Genomic DNA, 22300 nt, shown 5'->3' with positions numbered 1-22300 from the left:
GTCAGGCCGTCGGCCCGGTGGTCGCGACGTCGACCACCGGGCCGAGGACGAAGACGGCGGGCGGGCCGATGCCCTCCCGGGCGGCGACAGCGCCGATCTCGTCGAGTCGGGCCGGCACCGCACGCTGGTCAGGCTGGCCGGCGTCCTGCACGGCGAGCACCGACGTGTCCGGGGCACGGCCGTGTTCGACCAGCGCGGCGGCGATCTTGGCGATGGTGTCCACCGCCATCAGCAGCACCAGCGTGCCGCGGGCCCGGCCCAGCGCCGCCCAGTCCACCAGCGAATCGGGGTGCCCGGGCGGCAGATGCCCGGAGACCACCGTGACGTCGTGCGCGACCCCGCGATGGGTCACCGGCACACCGGCCAGCGCCGCCGCGGCGAACGCGCTGCTCACCCCGGGGACGACGGTCACCGGCACGCCGGCCGCCGCGCAGGCCTGCACCTCCTCGTGGCCGCGACCGAACACGTACGGGTCGCCGCCCTTGAGCCGGACCACCCGCCGGCCGGCGCGGGCGTGCGTCACCAGAGCCGCGTTGATCGCCTCCTGGTCCATCGACGGTCCACGGGGCACCTTGGCGGCGTCGACGACCAGCACGTCGGGGCGCAGCCCGGCGAGCAGCCCCTGCGGGGCCAGGCGGTCGACCACCACCACGTCCGCCGCGTCGAGCAGCGCCTTGCCGCGTACCGTGATCAGGTCGTCGGGTCCCGGGCCGCCGCCAACCACCGCGACCGATCCGTGGTCGTGCTGGTCGTGCCCGTGCCCGTGCCCGTGCCCGTGGTGGTGGTGGCCGCCGACCGGGTCGTCGGGGTGGTCGTGCGGGCGTTGCGGGCGGCCCACCTTGTCGGCGAAGCCGGGCATCAGTACCCGGTACGCGCAGGTGTCACAGTTCATCCGGATGTCTCCGCCCAGCGCCTCGGTGTACCGCTCCAGCACCAGGTCGGCCAGCGCGTCGCAGTCGCCGATCAGGTCGGCGACCCGCACGTCCAGCTCGGGGTGAGCGGCGGCGAACTCCGCGGACTGGGCGACGATCCGGGCCGGCAGCACCCCGGCGAACAGGAAGTACGGCGCGACCACGATCCGCCGCGCGCCGAGCCGACGCAGCCGGTCCAGCACCCCCGGCACCGACGGCTCGGCCAGCGAGATGAACCCTGGCTCCACGCCGGCGTAGCCACGCCCCTCCCAGAGCAGCCGGGCCACCTTGGCCACCTCGGCGTTGGCGTCCGGATCGGTGGAACCCCGGCCGATCAGCGCGACCCACGTGTCGGCCCGGTCCGCACCAGTCAGCGCCGTGCCGGCCCGATCCGCTCCGGCCAGCGCCGCGTCGATCCGCTGTTCGAGGGCGTCGTGCAGCAGCGGGTGCGGCCCGAGCGGACGGCCGTAGCGGTAGCTCAGCCCGGGATGACGCTCCTGCTCGCGTCCCATCGCGGCGGGGATGTCGCCCTTGCCGTGCCCGGCGGCGGTGAGCACCAGCGGCAGCGCCACCAACGCCCGGTGTCCGCGCGCGACGAGCGCGCCGACCGCGTCGGTCAGCGGCGGGCGGGACAGCTCGATGAAGCCGCCCTCCACATCACCGACGACGCCGCGCCGACGGACCCGCTCGACCAACGCGGCGAACTGGTCGACCCCGGCCACGCTGCGCGTGCCGTGCCCGACGATGACCAACCCGGTCATGGCATCTCCTCGACATAGAGCAGGGCGTTGAGGGCGGCGGCGGCGACCGCCGAACCGCCCTTCTCCCCCACGTTGGACACCCCGGGCAGGCCGCTGGCCCGCAGCGCGGCCTTGGACTCGGCTGCCCCCACGAACCCGACCGGCAGGCCGACGACCAGCGCCGGCGCGGCGTCCAGGATGAGCAGTTCGACCAGTGCGGTGGGCGCGCAGCCGACCACCCAGACCGCGCCGGGCCCGACCCGGTCGAGTGCGATCCGCACGGCCGCCGCCGAGCGGGTGATCCCGGCCGTCCGGCCCAGCTCGGCAGCGGCCGGCTCGGCGACCGGGCAGACCAGCTCCAGGCCGGCTCGGGTGATGCCGGCGGCGACCATCGCCACGTCGGTGACCACCGGCACGCCGGCGCGCAGCGCGGCCAGCCCCGACTCCAGGGCCGGCTCGTCGCAGACCAGCTCGTCGACGTACGCCAGGTCGGCGCTGGCGTGCACCACCCGCTCGGTCACCGCCCGGCTCAGCGGCGGCAGGTGGGACAGGTCGACCCGGTCGCGCAGGATGCGGTACGACTCCGCCTCGATGGGGTGCACCACCCGGCTCACCGCCGCTCCCCCACACCGGCAGCCGACCGGACGACACCGAACCGGTTCCCCCAGCCAACCGGGGGCGCGGTGCTGACCACGGTCGAACTCATCGGACTCCTCCACGTTCGTCGGGATCGGCGACGCGGATCGCGTCCACCGGGCAGATCTCCAGGCACTCCAGGCAGCCGGTGCAGCGGTCGGCGCGGACCGTCAGACCGCCGGCGACCGGCCGGATCGCGTGCGTGGGGCAGGTGAGCAGGCAGGCGCCGCAGCCCTGGCACGCGCCGATGGTCACGATCGCCATCGGTACCCCCGGGGCGTGACCATGCGGCCGGCGACCAGCCGGGTGTCGCTGCTGCCGACGACCACGACGCTGTACATGTCGACCACGGCCGGGTCGAGGGTGGCCAGGGTGGCCAGGTGCACGCGTTCGCCGGGGCGGCTGGCGTTGCGCACCACCCCGACCGGCGTGTCCGGGGGGCGGTGTTTGCCGAGGATCGTGAGCGCCGCGCCGAGCTGCCAGTCCCGGTTGCGGCTGCGCGGGTTGTAGAACAGCGTCACGAAGTCACCCTCGGCCGCCGCGGTCACCCGCCGCTCGATGACCTCCCATGGGGTGTGCAGGTCCGACAGGCTCAGGTAGGCGTGATCGTGGCCGAGCGGGGCGCCGAGCAGCGCGCCGGCGGCCAGTGCGGCGGTCACCCCGGGGACGCCGACCACGTCGATCCGCTCGTCGGCGTACTCCAGGGCGGGGCTGGCCATCGCGTACACCCCGGCGTCGCCGGACCCGACCAGCGCGACCGCGTGGCCGGCGGCGGCCTCGGCGACGGCGGCGCGGGCCCGTGCCTCCTCCGCGCCGAGCCCGCTGGACAGCACGCGGGTGCCCGGGCGGAGCAGGTCGCGGACCTGGTCGAGGTACTGGTCGAGGCCGACCACCACGGCGGCCCGGCGCAGCTCGGCTACCGCACGCGGGGTGCGCAGGTCGGCGGCGCCGGGGCCGAGCCCGACGACGGCCAGCCGGCCACGCGGCGCGTGCCGGGTCACCGCCACGGTGGCCATCGCCGTCGCGGTCTTCGGCACCAGCAGCGCGGCGTCTCCCGGGCGGCCGGAAGTGCCGAGCAGCGCGGCGGCCTCCGCCACGCTCGGCGTGCCGACCGCGGCGCGGACCACCTCGCTGGGGTGCGGCACTTCAACCGCCGCCAGCCGCGCCGCCGGCCAGGTCACCAGGGGTACGCCCAGCGCGTCGGCGGTGCTCCGGATGCCCGCCTCGTCGGCCTTGACGTCGGCGCTGGCCAGGCAGCGCAGGCTGGCCGGGCTGAGGCCGGCCTCGGCCAGCACCCGGTGCAACAGCTCCGCCACTTCGGCGGCCGGTACGCCCCGGCTGGCGCCGACCCCGGCGACCAGTGACGGGGGGCGCAGCACCGCGGTCCGCTCGTCAAGCGGCACCACCCGGTCGGTGACCAGCAGCCGGTACCCGTCATCCGCCGCGTCGGCGGTGCCGCCCTCGCCGCTCTCGGCGGTGGCGGGCTGTGGTTGGACGTTCGGTGGCAGGGCGGGCAGCGGCCAGGCGGCGTCGGCGATCAGCCGGACCGGCTCGCCGTCCAGGATGGCCCGGGACACGGCGGCGACGGCGCCCTGCACCGGCCAGCCGAGGGTGTCCAGCCCCGGCAGCCCGACCGCGTCGGTGGCGGTGGTGACCACCGGCCGGGCGTCCAGCAGCGCGCCGACCTGCTCGGCGAGGTCGTTGCCGCCACCGGCGTGCCCGCCCAGCAGCGCCACCGCGTGCCGGGCCGCCTCGTCGACGACCACCACGGCCGGGTCGGTGCGCTTGTCGCCGAGCAGCGGGGCGAGGATCCGCACCACCGCGCCGGTGGCCAGGAAGGCGACCACGGCGTCGCACCGCCCCCACGCGGTACGCAGCGCGTCGGCGACGCTCTCCCCCTCGACCAGCCGGGCGTGTGGCCAGGCGGTGGCGACGGTCTGGGCGTGCCGTTGGCCGGCGGCGGTGGCCGCGACCAGCCCGATCCGGGTGTGCGAGGTCAGGTTGTGCACGGGCGCTCCCCGGTGAGGACGACCACCGGGTTGGTGGCCGCGAGGCGGATCGACCCGCCGGGCAGGTCGGCGAGGCGGGCGGCGGAGAGCTGACTGCCCTCGACCGTGTAGCCGGCGGTGCGCAGCAGGCCGACGGCCGGCGCGACCCGGTCCAGGGCGGCCAGGGTGAGCACCACCCGGTCGGGTCGGCGGGCCGCCACGGCGGCGAGGACGTCGGCGCCGCCGCCACCGACGAAGACCGCGTCGGGCTCGGGCAGGCCGGCCAGCACCGTCGGGGCACGCCCGACGACCAACCGGACGTCGACGGCGTGCGCGGCGGCGTTGGCCCGGATCGTCTCGCCGGCCCGGGGGTCCTGCTCGACGGCGAGCACGGCCGCGCCGAGCAGCGCACACTCGATGCCCACCGAGCCGCTGCCCGCGCCGATGTCCCAGACCAGCCGGCCCAGCCGGGGGCGCAGCCGGGCGATGACGAGGGCGCGTACCTCCGACTTGGTGATCATCGAGTCGCGGTGGGCGTACCGCGTCTCCGGCAGTGCCCAGCCGCCGCCCGGCGTGGCGGCGGGCTGGTTGTCCCACCGCATCCCGCCGAGGTCGGCCGGGGCGGTGGTGGCGAGGCTGAGCAGCACGTGCGGGTCGGAAAACGTCTCGGCGGCGGCCTGCTCGGGGGTCACCTCGCGGATTCGTTCGGCGTCGGTGCCCAGGTGTTCGGCGACCACCAGGCGGCGCGACCAGCCGGCCAGCGCGGCGCCCAGCTCGGCGGCGCCGGCACCCGGCGCGGTGAGCACGGCGACCAGCGGCAGCGCCCGGCAGGCGTTCAGCGCCGGTCGCGGGTCACGGCCGTGCGCGGTGACGACGGCAGCGCCGTCCCAGGGCAGTCCGGCGCGGGCGAACGCGGCGGCCACACTGGACACCGCCGGCACCACCCGCAGCGGCAGCCCGGCCGCGCGCAGCCGCCGGACGATGCCGAACAGGCCGGGATCCCCGCTGGCCAGCACCACGGCCGGCACCCCGGCGGCGACGGCATCGGCCAGTCGCCGCACGGCCGGGGCGAGCGGGCCGAGGGCTACGGTGGCCGCGCCGGACGGTACGGGCACCGCCGCCAGGTGCCGGGCGGCCCCGACCACCAGAGCGGCGGCGGCCAGCGCCGGCGCGAGCGCGGGGTGCGGCGGGGCGCCGGCCGCGTCCAGACCGATCACGGTCACCGGGGTCACCGGTCCCACCGGCCCGACGAGGCGACCACCCGCGCGCCGGCGAAGTCGACCATCGCCACGTCCACGGTGACCGTCGGCCCGGCGAAGCGCTGCAGCACCTGGCCGACCCGCTGGCAGAGCAGGTCGCCGGCCGGGGCGAGCAGCCCGGCGGCTTCCCACAGCTCGTACGCGTGCCGGCCGGTGTTCGCCTGGGTCACCTCGTCGACCAGTGCCGGGTCACCGCCGGCCTCGGCGGTCACCGCGCCGAGCAGCGAGAGGTCCACTTTGGAGCGGGTGTAGTGGGTCATCAGGATGCCGGCGGCGAGTTTGGCCAGCTTGCCGGCCATGCCGACGAAGACCACCCCGGTCATCGCGTCGCCCACGGCGGCGGTGACCGCGGCGCCGGTGAAGTCGCCGACCTCGACGAAGCACACCTCGGGCAGTTCGGGCAGCAGCGCGCGGGCGGCCCGTTCGGTACGCCCGCCGGTGCAGAGCACCACGGTCCGCTCGCCCTGCGCGGCCATCACGTGCACGGCCTGCACGACGCTGGCCCGCCAGGAGGCGGTGGAGAAGGGTCGGACGATCCCGGTGGTGCCGAGAATCGAGATGCCGCCGAGGATGCCGAGCCGCCGGTTGGTGGTCTTGCGAGCCAAGATCTCGCCCCGGGGCACGCTGATCACCACGCGGACGCCGACCTCGGTGAGGTCGACCACCTCGGCCACCGCCTCGCTGATCATCCGGCGTGGGGTGTCGTTGATCGCCGGGCCGCCGACCGCGAGCCCGAGACCCGGCTTGGTGACCGTGCCGACGCCGGAGCCGCCGGCCAGTAGCAGCCCGGGTGCGTCAGCCCAGTCCACGGTGGCGGTCAGCTCGGCGCCATGGGTGACGTCCGGGTCGTCGCCGGCGTCCTTGACCACCACCGCCTCGGCCCGGGCCGGCGGGGTGCCGGTCACCTCGCAGCGGGCCACCGGGAAGCGCACCCGCCGCCCGGCGGGCAGGCCGATCTCCACCTCCGGCTGGGCCGCGCCGGTGACCAGCGCGGTGACCGCGGCCTTGGCCGCCGCCGTCGCGCAGGCGCCGGTGGTCCAGCCGGTGCGCAGCGCGGTGGGCCGGACCTTCGCGGTCCGCGGCAGGTCCGGCTCGCGCAGCGGCGGCTCGGCGTACGTCACAGTGGGTGGCCCGGTGTGGCCGGCTCGCCGCCATCCTGGACCGCCCCGCCGGTACGGGCGCCCGCCTGGCGGCGGAGTTCGGCGCGGGCGGCCGGTTCGGCCCGACGGAAGGTGTGGAAGTGCCCGGGGTGGTACAGGTGCGACCGGGTGCCCTCGGCGGCCAACGCCGGGCCGACCAGAAAGAGCGTGTGCTTCCACAGCCGGTGCTGCTTGACCGTGGCCTCCAGGGTGCCGACCGTGCAGCGCACCACCAGCTCGTCCGGCCAGGTTGCCTGGTACGCCACCACAGCCGGGGTGTCCGCCGGGTAGCCGCCGGCCAGCAGCTCGGTCTGCACCTGCCCGGAGCGGGCGGCGGAGAGGAACAGCGCCATGGTGGTGCCGTGCCGGGCGAAGTCGCGGACCCGCTCGCCGGGCGGCATCGGGGTCTTGCCACCCTCCAGCCGGGTGAGGATCACCGACTGGGCCACCTCGGGGACGGTCAGCTCCCGCCCGACGATCGCCGCGACGGCGGTGAACGAGGAGACCCCGGGCACGATCTCGACGGCCAGGCCGAGCGCCCTGCAGGCGTCCAGCTGCTCCTGCACCGCGCCCCACAGTGCCGGGTCGCCGGAGTGGATCCGGGCCACGGTCAGCCCGTCCTCGGCGGCCCGCTGGTAGAGCGGGAGCACCCCCTCGATGGGCAGCTGCGAGGAGTCGACGATCTCGGCCCCGGACCGGGCGTGACCGAGCACGTCGGCGTGCACCAGGCTGGCCGCCCAGATCACGATGTCCGCCTCGGCGATCACCCGGGCGGCCCGCAGGGTCAGCAGGTCCGCCGCCCCGGGGCCGGCCCCGACGAACCACACCTTGCCGTCGGTGGTCACAGCTTTCCTCCTCGGTGCTCGCGGCGGGCCGGGACCAGCAGCGTCGACAGGTACGGCAGGTCGTGCTCGGGGTCGTCGACCGGGCCGATGCGTTCATCGGGCAGCCCCAGGCTGCGCCCGAGCACGGCGTCGGCGAGCCGGCCCTGTCGGCGCAGCTCGGCGAGCAGTTCCGGGTGCCGCCGCCAGCCCTTGTAGGCGACCACGGTGCCCGGCCCGGCCAGCGCGTCGGCGAAGAGCGCCAGCCCGGCGGTTGCCGGCAGCAGGGTCAGCGGCTCGCGTCCCTCGCAGAGCGGGGTGCCACTGTGCGCGGCCAGCTCCTGCATGGCGGTGACACCGGGCACGGTCGCCACCCGCACCGCCGGGCGCAGCGCCCGGACGCTCTGCGCCAGGTAGCCGAAGGTGGAGTAGACGTTCGGGTCGCCGATGGTGGCGAAGGCCAGCGACCGCGCGCCCCTGTCGATGGCGTCGACCACGGCGCGCGCGGCGTCGTCCCAGGCCGCCGTCCGGCGGGCGGTCACCCCGCCCCGGTCGTCCAGGGCGAACGGCAGCCGGCGCAGCCGGTCCGCCGCCACGTACTCCCGCACGGTCCGCTCGGCCCGCCCGGCTGCGGCGTCCGGGTCGGGTCGGTCCGCCATCACGGGTACGAAGACCCGGTCGGCCTCGCGCAGCACCCGCACCGCCTTGACGGTGAGCAGTTCCGGGTCGCCGGGTCCGACACCGACCCCGGTCAACGTGGCGTCGGCCGAGCCTGCGTGCGCGGCGGCGGGACGAACGGCGGCGGTCACCGGCACGCCTCGACCAGGCGGCGGGCGGCGCCGGGGTGACCGGCCCAGTGGGTGTGCAGGTAGGAGGCGTGCACCCGGCCGGCGACGAAGCCATGCTGCGCGCCGTCCCAGCGCCACGCCGGCCGGTCGCCGTGCACCGGGTCGGTGGTGGTGCGGTGGAACTCGTGACCGCGTACCGGCTCGCCGGCCCGGGCCACCGGGGAGTCGGTGACGGCCACCGCCTCCCGGTAGCCGAGGGTGAGCCGGCCGGTCATCCGGGCGGTCAGGTCCAGCCGGCCGCACATGGGTACGCCGTCCAGGGACCGCCCGAGGTAGAGCAGCCCGGCGCACTCGGCCACGATCGGCCCGTCGAAGGCGGCCAGCTCGGTGCGGAGCGCGGCGTTGCCGGCCAGCGCCTCCGCGTACGCCTCGGGGAAGCCGCCGCCGACCACCACCGCACGGGTGCTGGCGGGCAGCGCCGGATCGCGCAGCGGGTCGACGGTGACGACGTCCGCGCCGGACGCGGCGAGCAGTTCGGCGGTCTCCGCGTACGAGAAGGTGAAGGCCGGACCACCGGCGAGCGCGACGCGCGGTCGCTCCGAGCCGGCCGGCCCGCCGACGGCGGCGACCGGGTCCCAGGCCGGGGCGGTCAGTGCCGGGGCGGTCCGGGCCAGGGCGAGCACCGCGTCGAGGTCCACGGTGGACTCGACCAACTCGGCGAGGGCGGTGACGATCGCGAGGGACTCGGGTGCCCGCTCGGCGACCGGGACCAGCCCCAGGTGCCGGGCCGGGGCGGCCACCTCGGCGGCCCGGGTGACCGCCCCGAGCACCGGTACGCCCACCTCGGCCAGCGCGTCGCGCAGCAGCGTCTCGTGTCGGGGCGAGCCGACCCGGTTGAGGATCACCCCGCCGATCCGTACGGCCGGGTCGAAGGCGGCCATGCCCAGCGTCAACGCGGCGGCGGAGCGGCCCTGCGCGGTGGTGTCCAGCACCAGCAGGACGGGTGCCTCGATCAGCCGGGCCACGTGCGCGGTGGAGGCGTAGTCGCGGCGACCGACAGCGCCGTCGTGCAGACCCATCACGCCCTCCACCACGGCCACGTCGGCGGGCCTCGGAACGGTGGCGCCGTGGCGCAGCAGCGGGGCGATCAGCTCCGGGCCCACCAGGAACGGGTCGAGGTTGCGGCCGGGCCGCCCGGCGGCGAGCGCGTGGTAGCCGGGGTCGATGTAGTCCGGGCCGACCTTGTGCGGGCTGACCGTCAGGCCACGGCGGCGCAGCGCGGCGAGCAGCCCGGTGGCCACGGTGGTCTTGCCGTGACCGCTGGCCGGCGCGGCGACCACCACCCGGGGCAGCGGCCACGGCTCTGCGGCGACCCCGACGCTCACCACTCGATGCCCTTCTGGCCCTTCTGGCCGGCGTCCATCGGGTGCTTGACCTTGGTCAGCTCGGCCACCAGGTCGGCGGCGGCCACCAGCCGCGGGTCGGCGTCCCGGCCGGTGATCACCACATGCTGGAAGCCGGGCCGGTCGGCCAGGGTGGCCACCACCTCGTCGACGTCCACCCAGCCCCACTTCATCGGGTAGGTGAACTCGTCCAGCACGTACAGCCCGTAGCGCTCGGCGGCCAGGTCGCGCTGGATCTGCCGCCAGCCCTCCAGGGCGTCGGCGGCATGGTCGGCGTCGGCGCCGCGCTGGATCCAGGACCAGCCCTCGCCCATCTTGTGCCAGGCCACCGGTGCGCCCTGGCCGGTACGGTCGTGCACCTCGCCGAGCGCCCGGAAGGCGTTCTCCTCCCCCACCCGCCACTTGGCGCTCTTGACGAACTGGAACACCCCGACCGGCAGGCCGGCGGTCCACGCCCGCAGGGCCAGCCCGAAGGCGGCGGTGGACTTCCCCTTCATCTGTCCGGTGTGGACCATCAGCAGCGGCCGGTGGCGTCGCTGCCGGGTGGTCAACCCGTCGGCGGGCACCGTGCTCGGCTTCCCCTGCGGCATCAGGCGACACTCCTGTCTGGCGTGCTGGTGGTGCGGACTGCGGCTTGGGGATGCCGCAGGGGGTTGGCGGCGACGTCGTCGAGCCGGCGGTGGGGGGCGTGCAGTTGGAGTGCCAGGCGGTTGGCCAGGTTCAGGCGGACGGGGCCGGATTCGCAGTCGACGACGACGCAGGCGGCGCCGGTTGCGGCCAGCACCGCCGCCGCTCCCGCCGCGCGGTCCAGCGGGCGGCGGCCGGCGGTGGCCCGGCCGTCGGTGACGACCAGGACCAGGGGACGCCGCTTCGGGTCCCGCAGGCGCTCCACCCGCAGCAGGTCGGCGGCGGCAAACAGCCCCTCGGCCAGCGGCGTACGCCCGCCGGTGGGCAGCTCGGCCAGCCGGGTCGACGCGGCCAGCACCGACGAGGTGGCCGGCAGCAGCGTCCGCGCGCCCGCGTCCCGGAAGGCGATCACCGCGACCTTGTCCCGCCGCTGGTACGCGTCGGTGAGCAGGGCCAGCACCGCGTCCTTGACGGCGGTCATCCGCTGCCGGGCGCCCATCGATCCGCTGGCGTCCACCACGAACAGCACCAGGTTGCCCTCGCGTCCCTCCCGGACCGCCTCGCGTACGTCGTCCGGGCGCAGCCGCAGCGGGCCGGTCAGCCGTCCCCGCGCGGCCTGGTGCGGCGCGGCGGCGCGGACCGTGGCCGGCAGGTGCAGCGCCCCGACCCGGCCCGCCGGCACCCGGGCACCGGTGGTGCGGCCCCGGCCGGTGCGGGCGCGCGAACGCCGGCCGGGCACCCCGTCACCCACACCGGGCGCGGTGAGCAGCCGCGCCTTCAACCCACCCCGGGGTACGGCCATCGGCTGACCGCCCGCGCTGGCGTGCGCCCCGCCCCGGCTCGGGTCGCCGTCGGCCGCACCGCTGGCCACGCCGCCGCCTCCGTCGGTCCGGTCGCCGCGCGGCCCGTTGTCCTGGTCGGGGCCGCTCCAGCCGTCGTCGTCCGACGCGCGCTGCGGCCGCCCGCCGTCGGAACCCTGATCGGCCCGTCCATCGAGGCCGGTGTCGCCGGCGGCCGTCTGACCGGCCCGGCCCGGACCAGGGTCGGCACCGTCGGGGCCACGTCCGTCCGGACCGCCATCGCCGTCCGGACCGCCGCTCCCGTCCGGGTCGCCGCCACCCTGCGGACCACCACCGCCGTCCGGCCCCCGGTCGTCGGGGCCGTCGTCGTCCGGTTCGTCGTCGGGGTGCGCGTCCTGGGCTCGCTGCAACGCCTCGTCCAGGAGCTTCTCGTCCAGCCCGGGGGTGTCGAACGGGTCGCGGCGGCGCCGGTGCGGCAGGGCCAGCCGGGCGGCCACCCGGACGTCGTCGATGGTGACCCGGTCCCGGCCGTGCCAGGCGGCGTGCGCCAGCGCGGTACGGGCCGTGACGATGTCGGCGCGCATCCCGTCCACGTCGAACGCGGCGCACACCTCGGCGATCTGGCGCAGCGCGGCGTCGGGCAGCCGCACCCCGGGAAGCCGACGGCGGGCGGCGGCCACCTGGCTGGCGATCTCGGCGTCGGCGTCGGCCCAGCGGGCGGCGAAGCCGGTCGGGTCGGCGTCGGCGGCGAGCCGGCGGCGGACCACCTCGACCCGGATCGCCGGGTCCCGGCTGGCGCCGACCTCGACGGTGAGCCCGAACCGGTCGAGCAGCTGCGGGCGCAGCTCCCCCTCCTCCGGGTTCATGGTGCCGACCAGCAGGAACCGGGCGGCGTGGCTGACCGAGACGCCTTCCCGCTCGACGTGACTGCGGCCCATCGCCGCAGCGTCCAGCAGCAGGTCGACCAGGTGGTCGTGCAGCAAGTTGACCTCGTCGACGTAGAGCACGCCCCGGTGCGCGGCGGCGAGCAGGCCCGGTTCGAAGGCGCGTACCCCCTCGCCGAGGGCCTTCTCCAGGTCCAGCGAGCCGACCACCCGGTCCTCGGCGGCGCCGACCGGCAACTCCACCAGGCGGGCTGGTCGGGTCTCGACGGGGGCGCCGGCCGGGTGCGGGCCGTCCGGGCAGGCCGGGTCGGGCTCGGCCGGGTCACAGCCGAACCGGCAACCCTCGACCCGGGGTACGGGGGGAAGCAGCGCGGCGAGGGCGCGTACGGCGGTCGACTTGGCGGTGCCCTTCTCGCCGCGGACCAGCACCCCGCCGATCGCCGGGGACACCGCGTTGAGCAGCAGCGCCAGCCGCATGTCGGCCATGCCGAGCACGGCGCTGAACGGGTAGGTGGTCATGCGCGGTCCTCCAGGTCACCCTCGCTGGCCAGGTACGTGTCGCGGAGCCGGTCGAGGGTGGCCGGCTCGGGTTTGGCCCACAGCCCCCGGTCGGCGGCCTCCAGCAGCCGCTCGGTGATGCCGCGCAGCGCCCACGGGTTGGACCGCTCCAGGAACTCCCGGGTGGTCTCGTCGAAGAGGTAGGCGGCGGCCAGGTGCTCGTACATCCAGTCGTCGACCACGCCGGCGGTGGCGTCGTAGCCGAACAGGTAGTCCACGGTGGCGGCCAGCTCGAAGGCGCCCTTGTAGCCGTGCCGGCGCATGGCGGCGATCCACTTCGGATTGACCACCCGGGCCCGGAACACCCGCCGGGTCTCCTCGCCCAGGGTGCGGGTGCGCACGTCGTGCGGCATCGCCGAGTCGCCCACGTACGCCTGCGGCGAGGCGCCGGTGAGGTGGCGGACCATCGCCACCATCCCGCCGTGGTACTGGAAGTAGTCGTCGGAGTCGACGATGTCGTGCTCGCGGGTGTCCTGGTTCTTCACCGCCACCGCGATCCGGGCGAACGAGCGTTCCATGTCGGCGCGCGCCTCCCGGCCGTCCAGGCCACGGCCGTAGGCGTAGCCGCCCCAGACCGCGTACACCTCGGCCAGGTCGGCGTCGCTGCGCCAGGTCCGGGCGTCGATCAGCGGCAGCAGCCCGGCGCCGTACGCCCCGGGCTTGGAGCCGAAGATGCGCGCGGTGGCCCGCCGCTCGTCGCCGTGTTCGGCGAGGTCGGCGGCGACGTGCGCCCGGACGTAGTTCTCGGCCTCGGGCTCCTCCAGGGCGGCGACCCGCCGGACGGCGTCGTCGAGCAGCGCCACCACGTGCGGGAACGCGTCGCGGAAGAAGCCGGAGATGCGCACGGTGACGTCGACTCGGGGCCGCCCCAGCTCGGCGGTCGGCACCACCTCGACGCCGGCGACCCGCCGCGACCGGTCGTCCCAGACCGGCCGGCAGCCCAGCAACGCGAGCACCTCGGCGATGTCGTCGCCCTGGGTCCGCATCGCGCTGGTGCCCCACACGGTCAACCCCACCGAGCGGGGGTACGCCCCCGTGTCGGCGAGGTGCCGGGCCAGCAGGGAGTCCGCCAGGGCCACCCCGACATCCCAGGCGTTGCGGCTGGGAATGGCCTTGGGGTCGACGGAGTAGAAGTTGCGGCCGGTGGGCAGCACGTTGACCAGACCCCGGGTCGGTGAACCGGATGGGCCGGGCGGCACGAACCGGCCGTCGAGCGCGCCGAGGGTGTTGGTCAGCTCGTCGGTGGTCCGGTCCAGCCGGGGCACCAACTCGGTGGCGGCGAAGTGCAGCACCGCGGCGACGTCCGGGATCGGTCGGCCGGTCACCTCCTCGACCACCGTGTCGACGGCCACGGTGGACCAGTCGAGGGTCTCCATCGCGACGACCAGCCGTCGCGCCAGCGCCTCGATCAGGTCGACGGCGTCGGCGGCAGTGCCGGCCGGTCCGTCCACCACGTCGGTCAGCTCGGTGGGCAGGGCCAGCCGCTGTCCCGGCGTCGCGAGCAGTTCCTGCTCGTCGAGCCCGTACGCGCTGGCGAGAGCCTGCCGCAGGCCGGGCAGGGCACGGGTGCCGCCCCAGATCTGCGGGGCGCGCAGCACCGCGAGGACCAGGTTGACCCGGGGTTCGCCGGTCGGCGCGGCGGCGAGGATGTGCAGCCCGTCGCGGATCTGCACGTCCTTGACCTCGCAGAGGTAGCCGTCGAGGTGCAGCACGAAGTCGTCGAAGTCGTCGGCGGCCGGCATCGCCTCGGCGTGCAGGTCGTGGTGCAACTCGGCGGCACGCACCAGGTCCCAGATCTGCGCCCGCACGGTGGGCACCTTGGCCGGGTCGAGCGCCTGCACGGTGGCGTACTCGTCGAGTAGCTGCTCCAACTTGGCCAGGTCGCCGTAGGTCTCGGCGCGGGCCATCGGTGGCACCAGGTGGTCGATCACCACGGCGTGCGCCCGCCGCTTGGCCTGGGTGCCCTCGCCGGGGTCGTTGACGATGAACGGGTACACCAGCGGCAGGTCGCCGAGGACCGCGTCGGGCGCGCAGTCGGCGGCGAGACCGAGGCCCTTGCCGGGCAGCCATTCCAGGGTGCCGTGCTTGCCCAGGTGCACCACGGCGTCCGCGCCGAAGCCGCCGTCAGCGACCGGCGCGGCCAGCCAGCGGTACGCGGCCAGGTAGTGGTGGCTGGGCGGCAGGTCCGGGTCGTGGTAGATGGCGATCGGATTCTCCCCGAAGCCGCGCGGTGGCTGGATCAGCAGCACCACGTTGCCGAAGCGCAGCCCGGCGAGCACGATGTCCCCGCCGTCGGTGTACAGCTCGCCGGGTGGCTCGCCCCAGTGCTCCCGCATCCGCTCGCGCAGCCCGGCCGGAATCCCTTCGAACCAGCGCCGGTACGTCTGCCCGGGCACCCGGGCCTCGGCGGCGGCCAACTGCTCCGGGGTGAGCCACTCCACGTCGTGACCCCCGGCGGCAATCAGCGCGTGGATCAACGCGTCTCCATCGTCGGGCACCGGGCCGTCGCCGAGGTGGTAGCCGGCGTCGGCGAACGCGGCGAGCAGCCGGACCGCCGAGACCGGGGTGTCCAGCCCGACGGCGTTACCGACCCGGGAGTGCTTGGTGGGGTACGAGCTGAGCACCACGGCGACCCGCTTGTCGGCGTTGGGCACGTACCGCAGCCGGGCGTGCCGCACCGCGATGTCGGCCACTCGCGCGGCCCGCTCCTCGTCGGCGGCGTAGACCGAGATCCCGTCGGCGTCGATCCGCTTGAACGAGAACGGCACGGTGACGATCCGGCCGTCGAACTCGGGGATGGCCACCTGCATCGCGGCGTCCAACGGGGACAGTCCGGCGTCGCTGCCGGACCACTGCTCGCGGGTGCTGGTCAGGCAGAGCGCCTGGATGACCGGCACGTCCAGGGCGGCCAGCGCGCCGACGTCCCAGGCGTCCTCATCGCCGCCACCGGAGGCGTCCGCGGCGACCGCGCCGCCGGCCGCGAGCATCGTGACGAGCAGCGCGTCGCAGCGGGCGAAGAGCCCGAGCGGGCCGGCGCCGGCGGTCAGGCCGCGCAGTGAGCCGCAGAAGATGGGTAGCGGGTTGCCGCCGGCCGCCCGTACCGCGTCGGCCAGCACGTCGACGAAGCCGGTGTTGCCGGCCAGTGTGTGCGCCCGGTAGAAGACGATGCCCACGGTGGGCCGGTCCGGGTCGACCGGGTACTCGCCGTGCACGCCGTACGCCGGGGTGGGCGCGGGCGGGGCGAAGCCCTCGCCGGTGAGCAGCACCGTGTCGGAGAGGAACCGGGCCAGCTGGCCCAGGTTCTCCGGGCCGCCCTCGACCAGGTACGCCAGCGCCTGGGTGGCCACCCCGGACGGCACGGTGGAGACGGCCATCAGCTCCGCGTCGGGCACCGCCTCGCCGCCGAGCACGACCGTCGGCAGGCCGCTGGCGAGCACCGCGGCGAGGCCGTCCGGCCACGCCTGCCGGCCCCCGAGCAGGCGTACGACGGCGAGGTCGGCCCCGTCGAGCAGGGCGGGCACCTCGTCGGCGGCGACCCGCGCGGGGTTGGCCAGCCGGTAGTCGGCATCGCTGGAACGTGCGGCCAGCAGGTCGGTGTCGGCGGTGGAGAGCAGCAGGATGCGCACGGAAGGCTCCGGAGAGTGACGTCCCCGTCGCCCATGAGGGCGACCGGGACGAAGCGGGTGGATGCGGCGTCAGCCGGTACGACGGCCGAGCGGACGGGTCACCGACGCGGGCGTCGGGGCCGGTCAGCGCCGGGTGCGCGACTCAGCGGTGCCGGTGACCGGCGCGGCCGTCCACCCGACCGGCGCGGCGCATGCCGGCGGGGCCGGATCCGGGTGCGGCTGCGGGTACGGCGGAGCGTCCACCGTGCGGGTCATGACGGTGCTCGTCAACGAAAGAGACGCCATGCGTCATCGGGTCCTCCTCGGGTGTCCACGCCCTGGGGTACGTCCCGACGGCCGAAGTATCCTGGCTTCCGGATCGACGCTCTCCCCCGGCCTTCCAACCGCAGACACACGGTCGTGGCGCACGAGGGGGGATCACTCCCCGGTGACAGTGGCGGGACCGCGTCGGAATCGCACCGACTTCCTTCACTGCCGTCAGGCCGCGAATGCTGCCACACCCGTCCGCCGCCGGTCAACGCTGCCCCCACCGCCGACGGCCGGGCCCAACCGATCGAGATACGCCGATCGGTACGCCTCGATTCGCCGCCCTCACAATGCCCCGCTTCAATGCCGCGCGCCCTTTGCTCTGCCGCACCCGGCGCGATAGCGGCAGCGCATTCATCGTTGCGTTCCCGGCAGCGGAACAATGGCGGGCGGACCATCCGGCCAGCCCGGGTCCCTCACGGGAGCGTTGAGTCGCCACCCGCCCGCCTCGAACAGAGCGGACGTGGGTCAACGGCCACGATCAATGCGGCCCGACACCGGGATCCGAACGCGGACCACCGGCTCCCCACCGGTGACTCCGGCCCGGAACAACGTCCGGACCGAGGTTGCCAGGACCCCCGACGGGGGCGGAAATGTGATCGTCGACGCGGTCAGCCCAGGTCAGCGAAGCAGCGGACGGCGGCGCCGTCGGTCATGATCCGCAGGCGGCGGGCCTCAGCGGGCGTGGCGCTCCGGGTGGGCCCGGCTCCACACCCGCATCCGCTCCGGGTAGCCGGTACGGGCCGCCTCGTACAGCGGCACCGCGTGCTTGCGGGCGATGGCTCCCGCCGCACGTGGCGTGCCCGTCCGGCGGCGGATCCACTCGCCGTCGTGGGCGATCGCCATCACGGTGGTGTCGGTCGCGGTCGTCTCCGGCTCCAGATAGAACTCCACCCCCTGCCGGCTGGCGATGAACGCCTCCAACGCCGCGAGGTCGTCCCGGGTCGCCTCCCGGTCCAGCTTCGTCGGGGTCGCTTCGGTGCCCCGTGCCCGTCGACTGAACCAGCCCATGACCCACCCCTCTCCTCGATGCCCTCCCAGTGCACCACCGATTCCTGGCAATACGCTGCACGTCGGATGGGAGTGAGCTGGCCGAGCGGCGGGTGGAACCCACAGCGCGCGGGCGGTGTCATGAGTGTGATCCAACCGGAGGTCCCCCTGGACGACGACGTGCTCGTCACCCGCGCACGGGCAGGTGACCTGGAGGCGTACGACCTCCTGGTCACCCGGCACACCGCGTCCGCGTACCGGACGGCGGTGCTGCTCGGCGCGGGCTCGGATTCCGAGGACGTCATCCAGGAGGCGTTTGTGAAGGGATACCGCAAGCTGTCCCGTTATCGGGGCGAGTCGTCCTTCCGATCATGGCTGCTGGCGATCGTCGCGAACGAGACCCGCAACCTGCATCGGTCGCGCAACCGGCGGGACGGGCTCGTCCTGCGGGCTGCGGCGGCGAACCCGGCGTCCGAGATCGCCGAGGATGGCGCGGTCGGCGCGGTCCTGGCCGGGGAGCGCCGCGCCGCGCTGGTGCAGGCGCTGCGCCAACTGCCGGTGCGGGACCGCGAGGTGATCGTCTGCCGATTCCTCCTCGATCTCAGCGAGGAGGAGACGGTGGCGACGTTGGGCTGGCCCCGGGGCACGGTGAAGTCGCGGACGTCCCGGGCTCTGGCGAAGCTCCGCGGCCTGCTCGATCGCGAGGAGGTCCGGCATGGGTGACCTCGAAAGGGAGCTGCGCGACCTGTCGGCCTGGCTGGAGACACCCGACCCGCCCGAGGTGACCGCGCGCGTACGCGCACAGCTCACCGCGCCCGCCCGCCGGCGACGCCGGTGGCGCTCGTATGCCGTTGCGGCGCTCGTCGCCCTGCTGGTGGCGGTGCTGCCGCCGGGACGGGGCGCCCTCGCCGACGCCGTCGCGGGGCTGCTGCGCTTCGCCGGAGTCAGCGTTGCCACGTCGCCCGCGGAGCTGCCCACCGGCACTCCGTCGCCGTTGCCCGCGCAGCGGACCACCACCCTGGACGAGGCACAACGGGCGGTGCGCTTCCCGATTCGCCTGCCGGCGAAGCTGGGCAGGCCCGAGCAGGTGCTGGTCGCCGATCCCGACCGCACGGGCCGCTACCGGGTGGCGACGCTGCTCTACGGCGGGGGCACGTTACGCATCGATGCCTTCGACGGTCGACTCGACCTGGCCTTCCACAAGGAGACCAGCCGGCCGGCGGACTGGGTCCAGGTCAACCGCGACTTCGCCGTCTGGGTCGGTGGCCCACACACGCTGGCCTATGTGGACCGGGCGGGAGAGGTTCGGGTGGAGACCGCCCGGCTCGCCGCCTCGACCCTGATCTGGCAGGCCGGTGGCGTGAGCTATCGGCTTGAGGGCGACCTCAGCAAGCCCGAGGCGATCGAGATCGCCGGATCGCTGAGGTAGGGACGTTCGGGAACCTGGCAGGCCCGTCCGGTGTCTAGAGGGTGCGACGCGCGATTCGAGTCGCCAACGCTTATCCGGGAGGGGCGAGATGGGTTCCTGGGCCAGGTTCATGCTGGGGTCGGTGGTCCTGCTTGCAGGGTGTACGACCGGCCAGTCAGCCACGCCGGCCGGCGCTCCGGCCACCACGGCCCCGGCGAGCGCGGCGCCAGGCTGCAGCTCGCGGGTCGAGACGGGGTCCCTGCCGGACTGGGCGGACGCCGGGTTCAGCGGGGACGCCCGGGCCCCGCACGTCTTCGGCGCGAGGGGCGACATCGTGGCGGTGCTGTTCGCTCACCCACTGGCGCAGGTCAGGCAGGACGGGTCGAGCAACAAGATCCTGTGGGTCTCCCGCGCTGCCACAACGTCGCCCGACACGACGTCGCCCGACACGCTGGCGATCACCGCGACGCTGGACGGCACCGACACCAGGGTGACCCGGGAGGTCGTCGGCGGTCCTGGCCCATCGATCATCGACATGCCGCGGGCGGGCTGCTGGCACCTCGAACTCCGCTGGGCCGGACACACCGACACGATGGATCTGGTGTACGCCGACCGGCTGCCCTGACCGTCGTGGGATGTTGCCGCCGGCATCGGTTTCCCGGCGGCAGGCCGTTGGCTGATCGCCTGATGGTGTGCGGGGGGTGTCCGTCTGGCGGACGATCAAGGGAAAGGGAAGTACCTAGCCACTCCCTTCCACTCTCAACATATACCGCACCGGGGGCCTTGTGGCAAGACCCGGGTGATGCCACAGAATTGCCGGACCGAGGCCATAACCTGCGGAAATGGGAGTCGCGAAATGCGGGTGTTGTTGTCGACGAGCGGGTCGCGCGGGGACGGGGTCTCAGGCAGATGCGCATGGCCTTCCCCCACGGTGTCGTAACGCGCCAGGCCAGGGCTACCCGAGCCTGAGCGGGTGGGAGATGGCGACGTAGAACCCCGCCGCCGGTGACGCGCTGGTCGGCGCGGCGCTCAACCTCCAGACCGGCCTGCCACCGGTGGACAACGTACGCGGCCATGCCTCGGGCCGCGCGATACGCGCACGCGCAGGCCGTCCCGCGGGCCTCGACAGTGCTCGCGCGAGTGGCCATCGAGGCGATCCGTGCGCAGAGCCGCCGCGCACTCGTTCGACTGCAAGACCTCAGATCGGAGCTGATGACGTGACCCCGCTGACCACCAGCGTGTTTGATCTTCCCGACCACCTCTCCCCCAAGGCCGAGCCGGCGCTGATCGCGGGCGACGAGCGGCACTTCGCGGCCATCGCGGAACGCCTGGAGCAGTTGCTCGCCGACCTGTCCGACCGCCTCGACGCGGCGCGCAAGGCGCCCGGCGGCAAAGGCCGGCAGGCGGTGGACCGGGACATGGAGGTGCGCCGACTGACGGCGCGTCTGCGCGCACTGGGTCGCTTCGGTCTGGACCTGTGCATCGGCCGCATGGTCAGCGCGGACAGCACCGAGCCCGGGTACATCGGGCGACGTGGCCTCACGGACGACGAGGGCCGTCGGCTGTTGCTCGACTGGCGCTCCCCCGCGGCTGAGCCGTTCTTCGGAGCCACCCACGCCAACCCGATGGGTCTGGCGAGCCGCCGCAGGTTTCGCTGGACCTGCGGCCGGATCAGCGACTACTGGGACGAGGTGTTCACCCCGGACGGGCTTGAGGGGCACGCCGCGCTCGACGACCAGTCCGCGTTCATCGCCAGCTTGGGCAGCAGCCGGTCGACCCAGATGCGGGATGTGCTGAGCACCATCCAGGCCGACCAGGACGCCATCATCCGCGCGGGATCGAGCGGCGCTCTCGTCGTGGACGGCGGCCCGGGTACCGGGAAGACCGTCGTCGCCCTGCACCGCACCGCCTACCTCCGCTATGCCGACCCTCGCCTCGGTCACGGCCGAGGCGGTGTGCTGTTCGTCGGTCCGCATCAGCCCTACCTGGCCTACGTCGCCGACGTCCTCCCCAGCCTCGGCGAGGAGGAGGTGCAGATCTGCACCCTGCGGGACCTCGTCCCCGAGGGTGCCGCGGCAACCATCGAGACCGACCCGGACGTGGCCCGCCTGAAGTCGTCCGCGGACCTGGTGAAGGCGATCGAGGCGGCCGTCAGGTTCTACGAGGAGCCGCCGACCGCACCGATGACGGTCACGACGGACGAGGCCGACATCCGGCTGAGCGCCGACGACTGGGCCGAGGCGTTCGAGGCACCGGGGCCCGGCACCCCGCACAACGAGGCGCGTGACGAGGTCTGGGAGGAACTGCTCACGATCCTGACGGACAGGTACGACGGCGATGAGCCGGATGACGTGGTCCGCAGGTCGCTGCTGCGGAGCAGGGAGCTGCGCACGACCTTCAACCGCGCCTGGCCGCTGCTCGACGCGGCCGACCTCGTCGGAGACCTGTGGTCGGTGCCGGCCTACCTGCGCAAGTGCGCTCCCCGGCTCAGCCCGGCCGAGGTCCGCAAGCTGCAGCGCGGCGACGCCCAGGCCTGGACGGTGTCCGACCTGCCGCTCCTGGACGCGGCGCGGCAGCGGCTCGGCGACCCGGAGGCGTCAATGCGTAAGCGTCGGCAGGGGGCCATCGTCGCCGTCGAGCGCGAGCGGATGGCCACGGTCGTCGACGAACTGATCGAGGCCCACGCCTATGACGACGGCGAAGGTGTGCTGTCGAGCCTGCGCCAACTGGATCTCCAGGATGCCCTGGTCGACGAGACCGCGCTGCCCAGTGCCGACCCGGACCTGCTCGCCGGCCCGTTCGCGCACATCGTCGTGGACGAGGCCCAGGAGCTGACCGACGCGGAATGGCAGATGTTGGTGCTCCGCTGCCCGTCCCGGAGCTTCACCGTCGTCGGGGACCGTGCCCAGGCCCGGCACGGGTTCACGGAGTCCTGGCAGGAACGGCTCGAACGGGTCGGGCTCGACCGGATCAACCTGGCCTCCCTGAGCATCAACTACCGGACGCCGGAAGAGGTCATGGCGGAAGCCGAGCCGGTCATCCGCGCCGTGCTCCCGGACGCCAACGTGCCGACGTCGATCCGCGGCAGCGGCGTCCCCGTCGTACACGGACCTGCCTCTGATCGGGATTCGATCCTCGACACCTGGCTCGCCGCGCACGCCGAGGGCATCGCCTGCGTCATCGGCGATCCCACCTTCGAGCCGACGTCCCGGGTCCGGTCGCTGACCCCGGAGCTGTCGAAGGGGCTCGAGTTCGACCTGGTCGTGCTCGTCGACCCGGAGGCGTTCGGCTCGGGCATCGAGGGAGCGGTTGACCGCTATGTCGCGATGACCCGCGCGACCCAGCAACTGGTCATCCTCACGAACTCCTGAGGTCCGGGAGTGGGGGGCGGCGTCCCGGTCAGGAGGTCTTAGGCT

General features: G+C 74.8%; 17 protein-coding genes, 1 pseudogene and 1 riboswitch. Of the genes and pseudogenes, 4 read left to right on the top strand and 14 right to left on the bottom strand.

The window, feature by feature from the left end; all coding sequences use genetic code 11:
* Nucleotide 1: 1 nt before the first annotated feature.
* The 14 genes and pseudogenes from cobA to ABZV00_RS21355 form a co-directional block, all read right to left on the bottom strand.
* Nucleotides 2-1672: a uroporphyrinogen-III C-methyltransferase gene (gene cobA / locus ABZV00_RS21420; protein ID WP_355608854.1), complete on the bottom strand. Its 1671-nt coding sequence runs from the start codon at nucleotides 1670-1672 to the stop codon at nucleotides 2-4.
* Nucleotides 1669-2265 carry a precorrin-8X methylmutase gene (locus ABZV00_RS21415; RefSeq protein ID WP_355608852.1) on the bottom strand — a complete coding sequence of 199 codons (597 nt, stop codon included), beginning with the start codon at nucleotides 2263-2265 and terminating at the stop codon, nucleotides 1669-1671. Before ABZV00_RS21415 ends, cobA begins: the two co-directional genes overlap by 4 nt.
* A gap of 88 nt (nucleotides 2266-2353) precedes the next feature.
* Complete coding sequence (locus ABZV00_RS21410) at nucleotides 2354-2551, bottom strand: 4Fe-4S binding protein (protein WP_328416320.1); 198 nt, start codon at nucleotides 2549-2551, stop codon at nucleotides 2354-2356.
* The gene (gene cobJ / locus ABZV00_RS21405) at nucleotides 2539-4296 is read right to left on the bottom strand and encodes a precorrin-3B C(17)-methyltransferase (protein WP_355608849.1); all 1758 of its coding nucleotides are present in this window, start codon (nucleotides 4294-4296) and stop codon (nucleotides 2539-2541) included. Before cobJ ends, ABZV00_RS21410 begins: the two co-directional genes overlap by 13 nt.
* Nucleotides 4284-5513: pseudogene (gene cbiE, locus ABZV00_RS21400) on the bottom strand (precorrin-6y C5,15-methyltransferase (decarboxylating) subunit CbiE); the annotation flags it as partial. The pseudogene cbiE and the gene cobJ, both read right to left, overlap by 13 nt.
* Entirely contained in the window at nucleotides 5504-6655 is a 1152-nt protein-coding gene (locus ABZV00_RS21395; RefSeq protein WP_355608846.1) for a cobalt-precorrin-5B (C(1))-methyltransferase, read from the bottom strand. The gene ABZV00_RS21395 and the pseudogene cbiE, both read right to left, overlap by 10 nt.
* Complete coding sequence (cobM, locus tag ABZV00_RS21390; RefSeq protein WP_355608844.1) at nucleotides 6652-7518, bottom strand: precorrin-4 C(11)-methyltransferase; 867 nt, start codon at nucleotides 7516-7518, stop codon at nucleotides 6652-6654. The genes ABZV00_RS21395 and cobM overlap by 4 nt, the downstream gene beginning before the upstream one ends.
* Nucleotides 7515-8303, bottom strand: a complete 789-nt coding sequence (gene cobI / locus ABZV00_RS21385; protein ID WP_355608841.1) for a precorrin-2 C(20)-methyltransferase — start codon at nucleotides 8301-8303, stop codon at nucleotides 7515-7517. The genes cobM and cobI overlap by 4 nt, the downstream gene beginning before the upstream one ends.
* Nucleotides 8300-9667: a cobyrinate a,c-diamide synthase gene (locus tag ABZV00_RS21380; protein ID WP_355608838.1), complete on the bottom strand. Its 1368-nt coding sequence runs from the start codon at nucleotides 9665-9667 to the stop codon at nucleotides 8300-8302. The genes cobI and ABZV00_RS21380 overlap by 4 nt, the downstream gene beginning before the upstream one ends.
* Nucleotides 9664-10275 (bottom strand): cob(I)yrinic acid a,c-diamide adenosyltransferase, encoded by a 612-nt coding sequence (gene cobO / locus ABZV00_RS21375; protein ID WP_355608835.1) that lies wholly within the window; start codon nucleotides 10273-10275, stop codon nucleotides 9664-9666. Before cobO ends, ABZV00_RS21380 begins: the two co-directional genes overlap by 4 nt.
* Nucleotides 10275-12515: a magnesium chelatase subunit D family protein gene (locus ABZV00_RS21370; protein WP_355608833.1), complete on the bottom strand. Its 2241-nt coding sequence runs from the start codon at nucleotides 12513-12515 to the stop codon at nucleotides 10275-10277. The genes cobO and ABZV00_RS21370 overlap by 1 nt, the downstream gene beginning before the upstream one ends.
* Complete coding sequence (cobN, locus tag ABZV00_RS21365) at nucleotides 12512-16180, bottom strand: cobaltochelatase subunit CobN (RefSeq protein ID WP_355608831.1); 3669 nt, start codon at nucleotides 16178-16180, stop codon at nucleotides 12512-12514. Before cobN ends, ABZV00_RS21370 begins: the two co-directional genes overlap by 4 nt.
* 123 nt (nucleotides 16181-16303) lie before the next feature.
* On the bottom strand, nucleotides 16304-16435 hold the full coding sequence (locus ABZV00_RS21360) for a hypothetical protein (RefSeq protein WP_355608828.1): 132 nt from the start codon (nucleotides 16433-16435) through the stop codon (nucleotides 16304-16306).
* 84 nt (nucleotides 16436-16519) lie between these two features.
* A riboswitch (cobalamin riboswitch) is annotated at nucleotides 16520-16649 on the bottom strand.
* Nucleotides 16650-17161: 512 nt separating this feature from the next.
* Nucleotides 17162-17497: a hypothetical protein gene (locus ABZV00_RS21355; RefSeq protein ID WP_328416301.1), complete on the bottom strand. Its 336-nt coding sequence runs from the start codon at nucleotides 17495-17497 to the stop codon at nucleotides 17162-17164.
* 120 nt (nucleotides 17498-17617) lie between these two features.
* Between ABZV00_RS21355 and ABZV00_RS21350 the strand changes: the two genes are divergently transcribed.
* From ABZV00_RS21350 to helR, 4 genes are all read left to right on the top strand, one after another.
* On the top strand, nucleotides 17618-18199 hold the full coding sequence (locus ABZV00_RS21350; protein WP_355608824.1) for an RNA polymerase sigma factor: 582 nt from the start codon (nucleotides 17618-17620) through the stop codon (nucleotides 18197-18199).
* A complete protein-coding gene (locus ABZV00_RS21345) occupies nucleotides 18192-18905 on the top strand; it encodes a hypothetical protein (RefSeq protein WP_355608823.1) in 714 nt (237 codons plus the stop codon). The genes ABZV00_RS21350 and ABZV00_RS21345 overlap by 8 nt, the downstream gene beginning before the upstream one ends.
* A gap of 121 nt (nucleotides 18906-19026) precedes the next feature.
* On the top strand, nucleotides 19027-19509 hold the full coding sequence (locus ABZV00_RS21340) for a hypothetical protein (protein ID WP_355608820.1): 483 nt from the start codon (nucleotides 19027-19029) through the stop codon (nucleotides 19507-19509).
* A gap of 601 nt (nucleotides 19510-20110) precedes the next feature.
* The gene (gene helR / locus ABZV00_RS21335) at nucleotides 20111-22255 is read left to right on the top strand and encodes an RNA polymerase recycling motor ATPase HelR (protein WP_355608997.1); all 2145 of its coding nucleotides are present in this window, start codon (nucleotides 20111-20113) and stop codon (nucleotides 22253-22255) included.
* Nucleotides 22256-22300: the final 45 nt, after the last annotated feature.

The sequence above is a fragment of the Micromonospora sp. NPDC005173 genome, from assembly GCF_040608515.1.
Lineage (GTDB): Bacteria > Actinomycetota > Actinomycetes > Mycobacteriales > Micromonosporaceae > Micromonospora.
Note: the sequence above shows the minus strand (reverse complement) of the source record. Positions and strands in the feature narration are given on the sequence as shown.

Bases quoted from the DNA above. Each gene is read 5' to 3' on its own strand.
- cobA (WP_355608854.1), bottom strand. From the start codon at position 1,672: ATGACCGGGTTGGTCATCGTCGGGCACGGCACGCGCAGCGTGGCCGGG.
- ABZV00_RS21410 (WP_328416320.1), bottom strand. From the start codon at position 2,551: ATGGCGATCGTGACCATCGGCGCGTGCCAGGGCTGCGGCGCCTGCCTG.
- cobO (WP_355608835.1), bottom strand. From the start codon at position 10,275: ATGCCGCAGGGGAAGCCGAGCACGGTGCCCGCCGACGGGTTGACCACC.
- ABZV00_RS21370 (WP_355608833.1), bottom strand. From the start codon at position 12,515: ATGACCACCTACCCGTTCAGCGCCGTGCTCGGCATGGCCGACATGCGG.
- ABZV00_RS21360 (WP_355608828.1), bottom strand. From the start codon at position 16,435: ATGACCCGCACGGTGGACGCTCCGCCGTACCCGCAGCCGCACCCGGAT.
- ABZV00_RS21355 (WP_328416301.1), bottom strand. From the start codon at position 17,497: ATGGGCTGGTTCAGTCGACGGGCACGGGGCACCGAAGCGACCCCGACG.
- ABZV00_RS21350 (WP_355608824.1), top strand. From the start codon at position 17,618: ATGAGTGTGATCCAACCGGAGGTCCCCCTGGACGACGACGTGCTCGTC.
- ABZV00_RS21345 (WP_355608823.1), top strand. From the start codon at position 18,192: ATGGGTGACCTCGAAAGGGAGCTGCGCGACCTGTCGGCCTGGCTGGAG.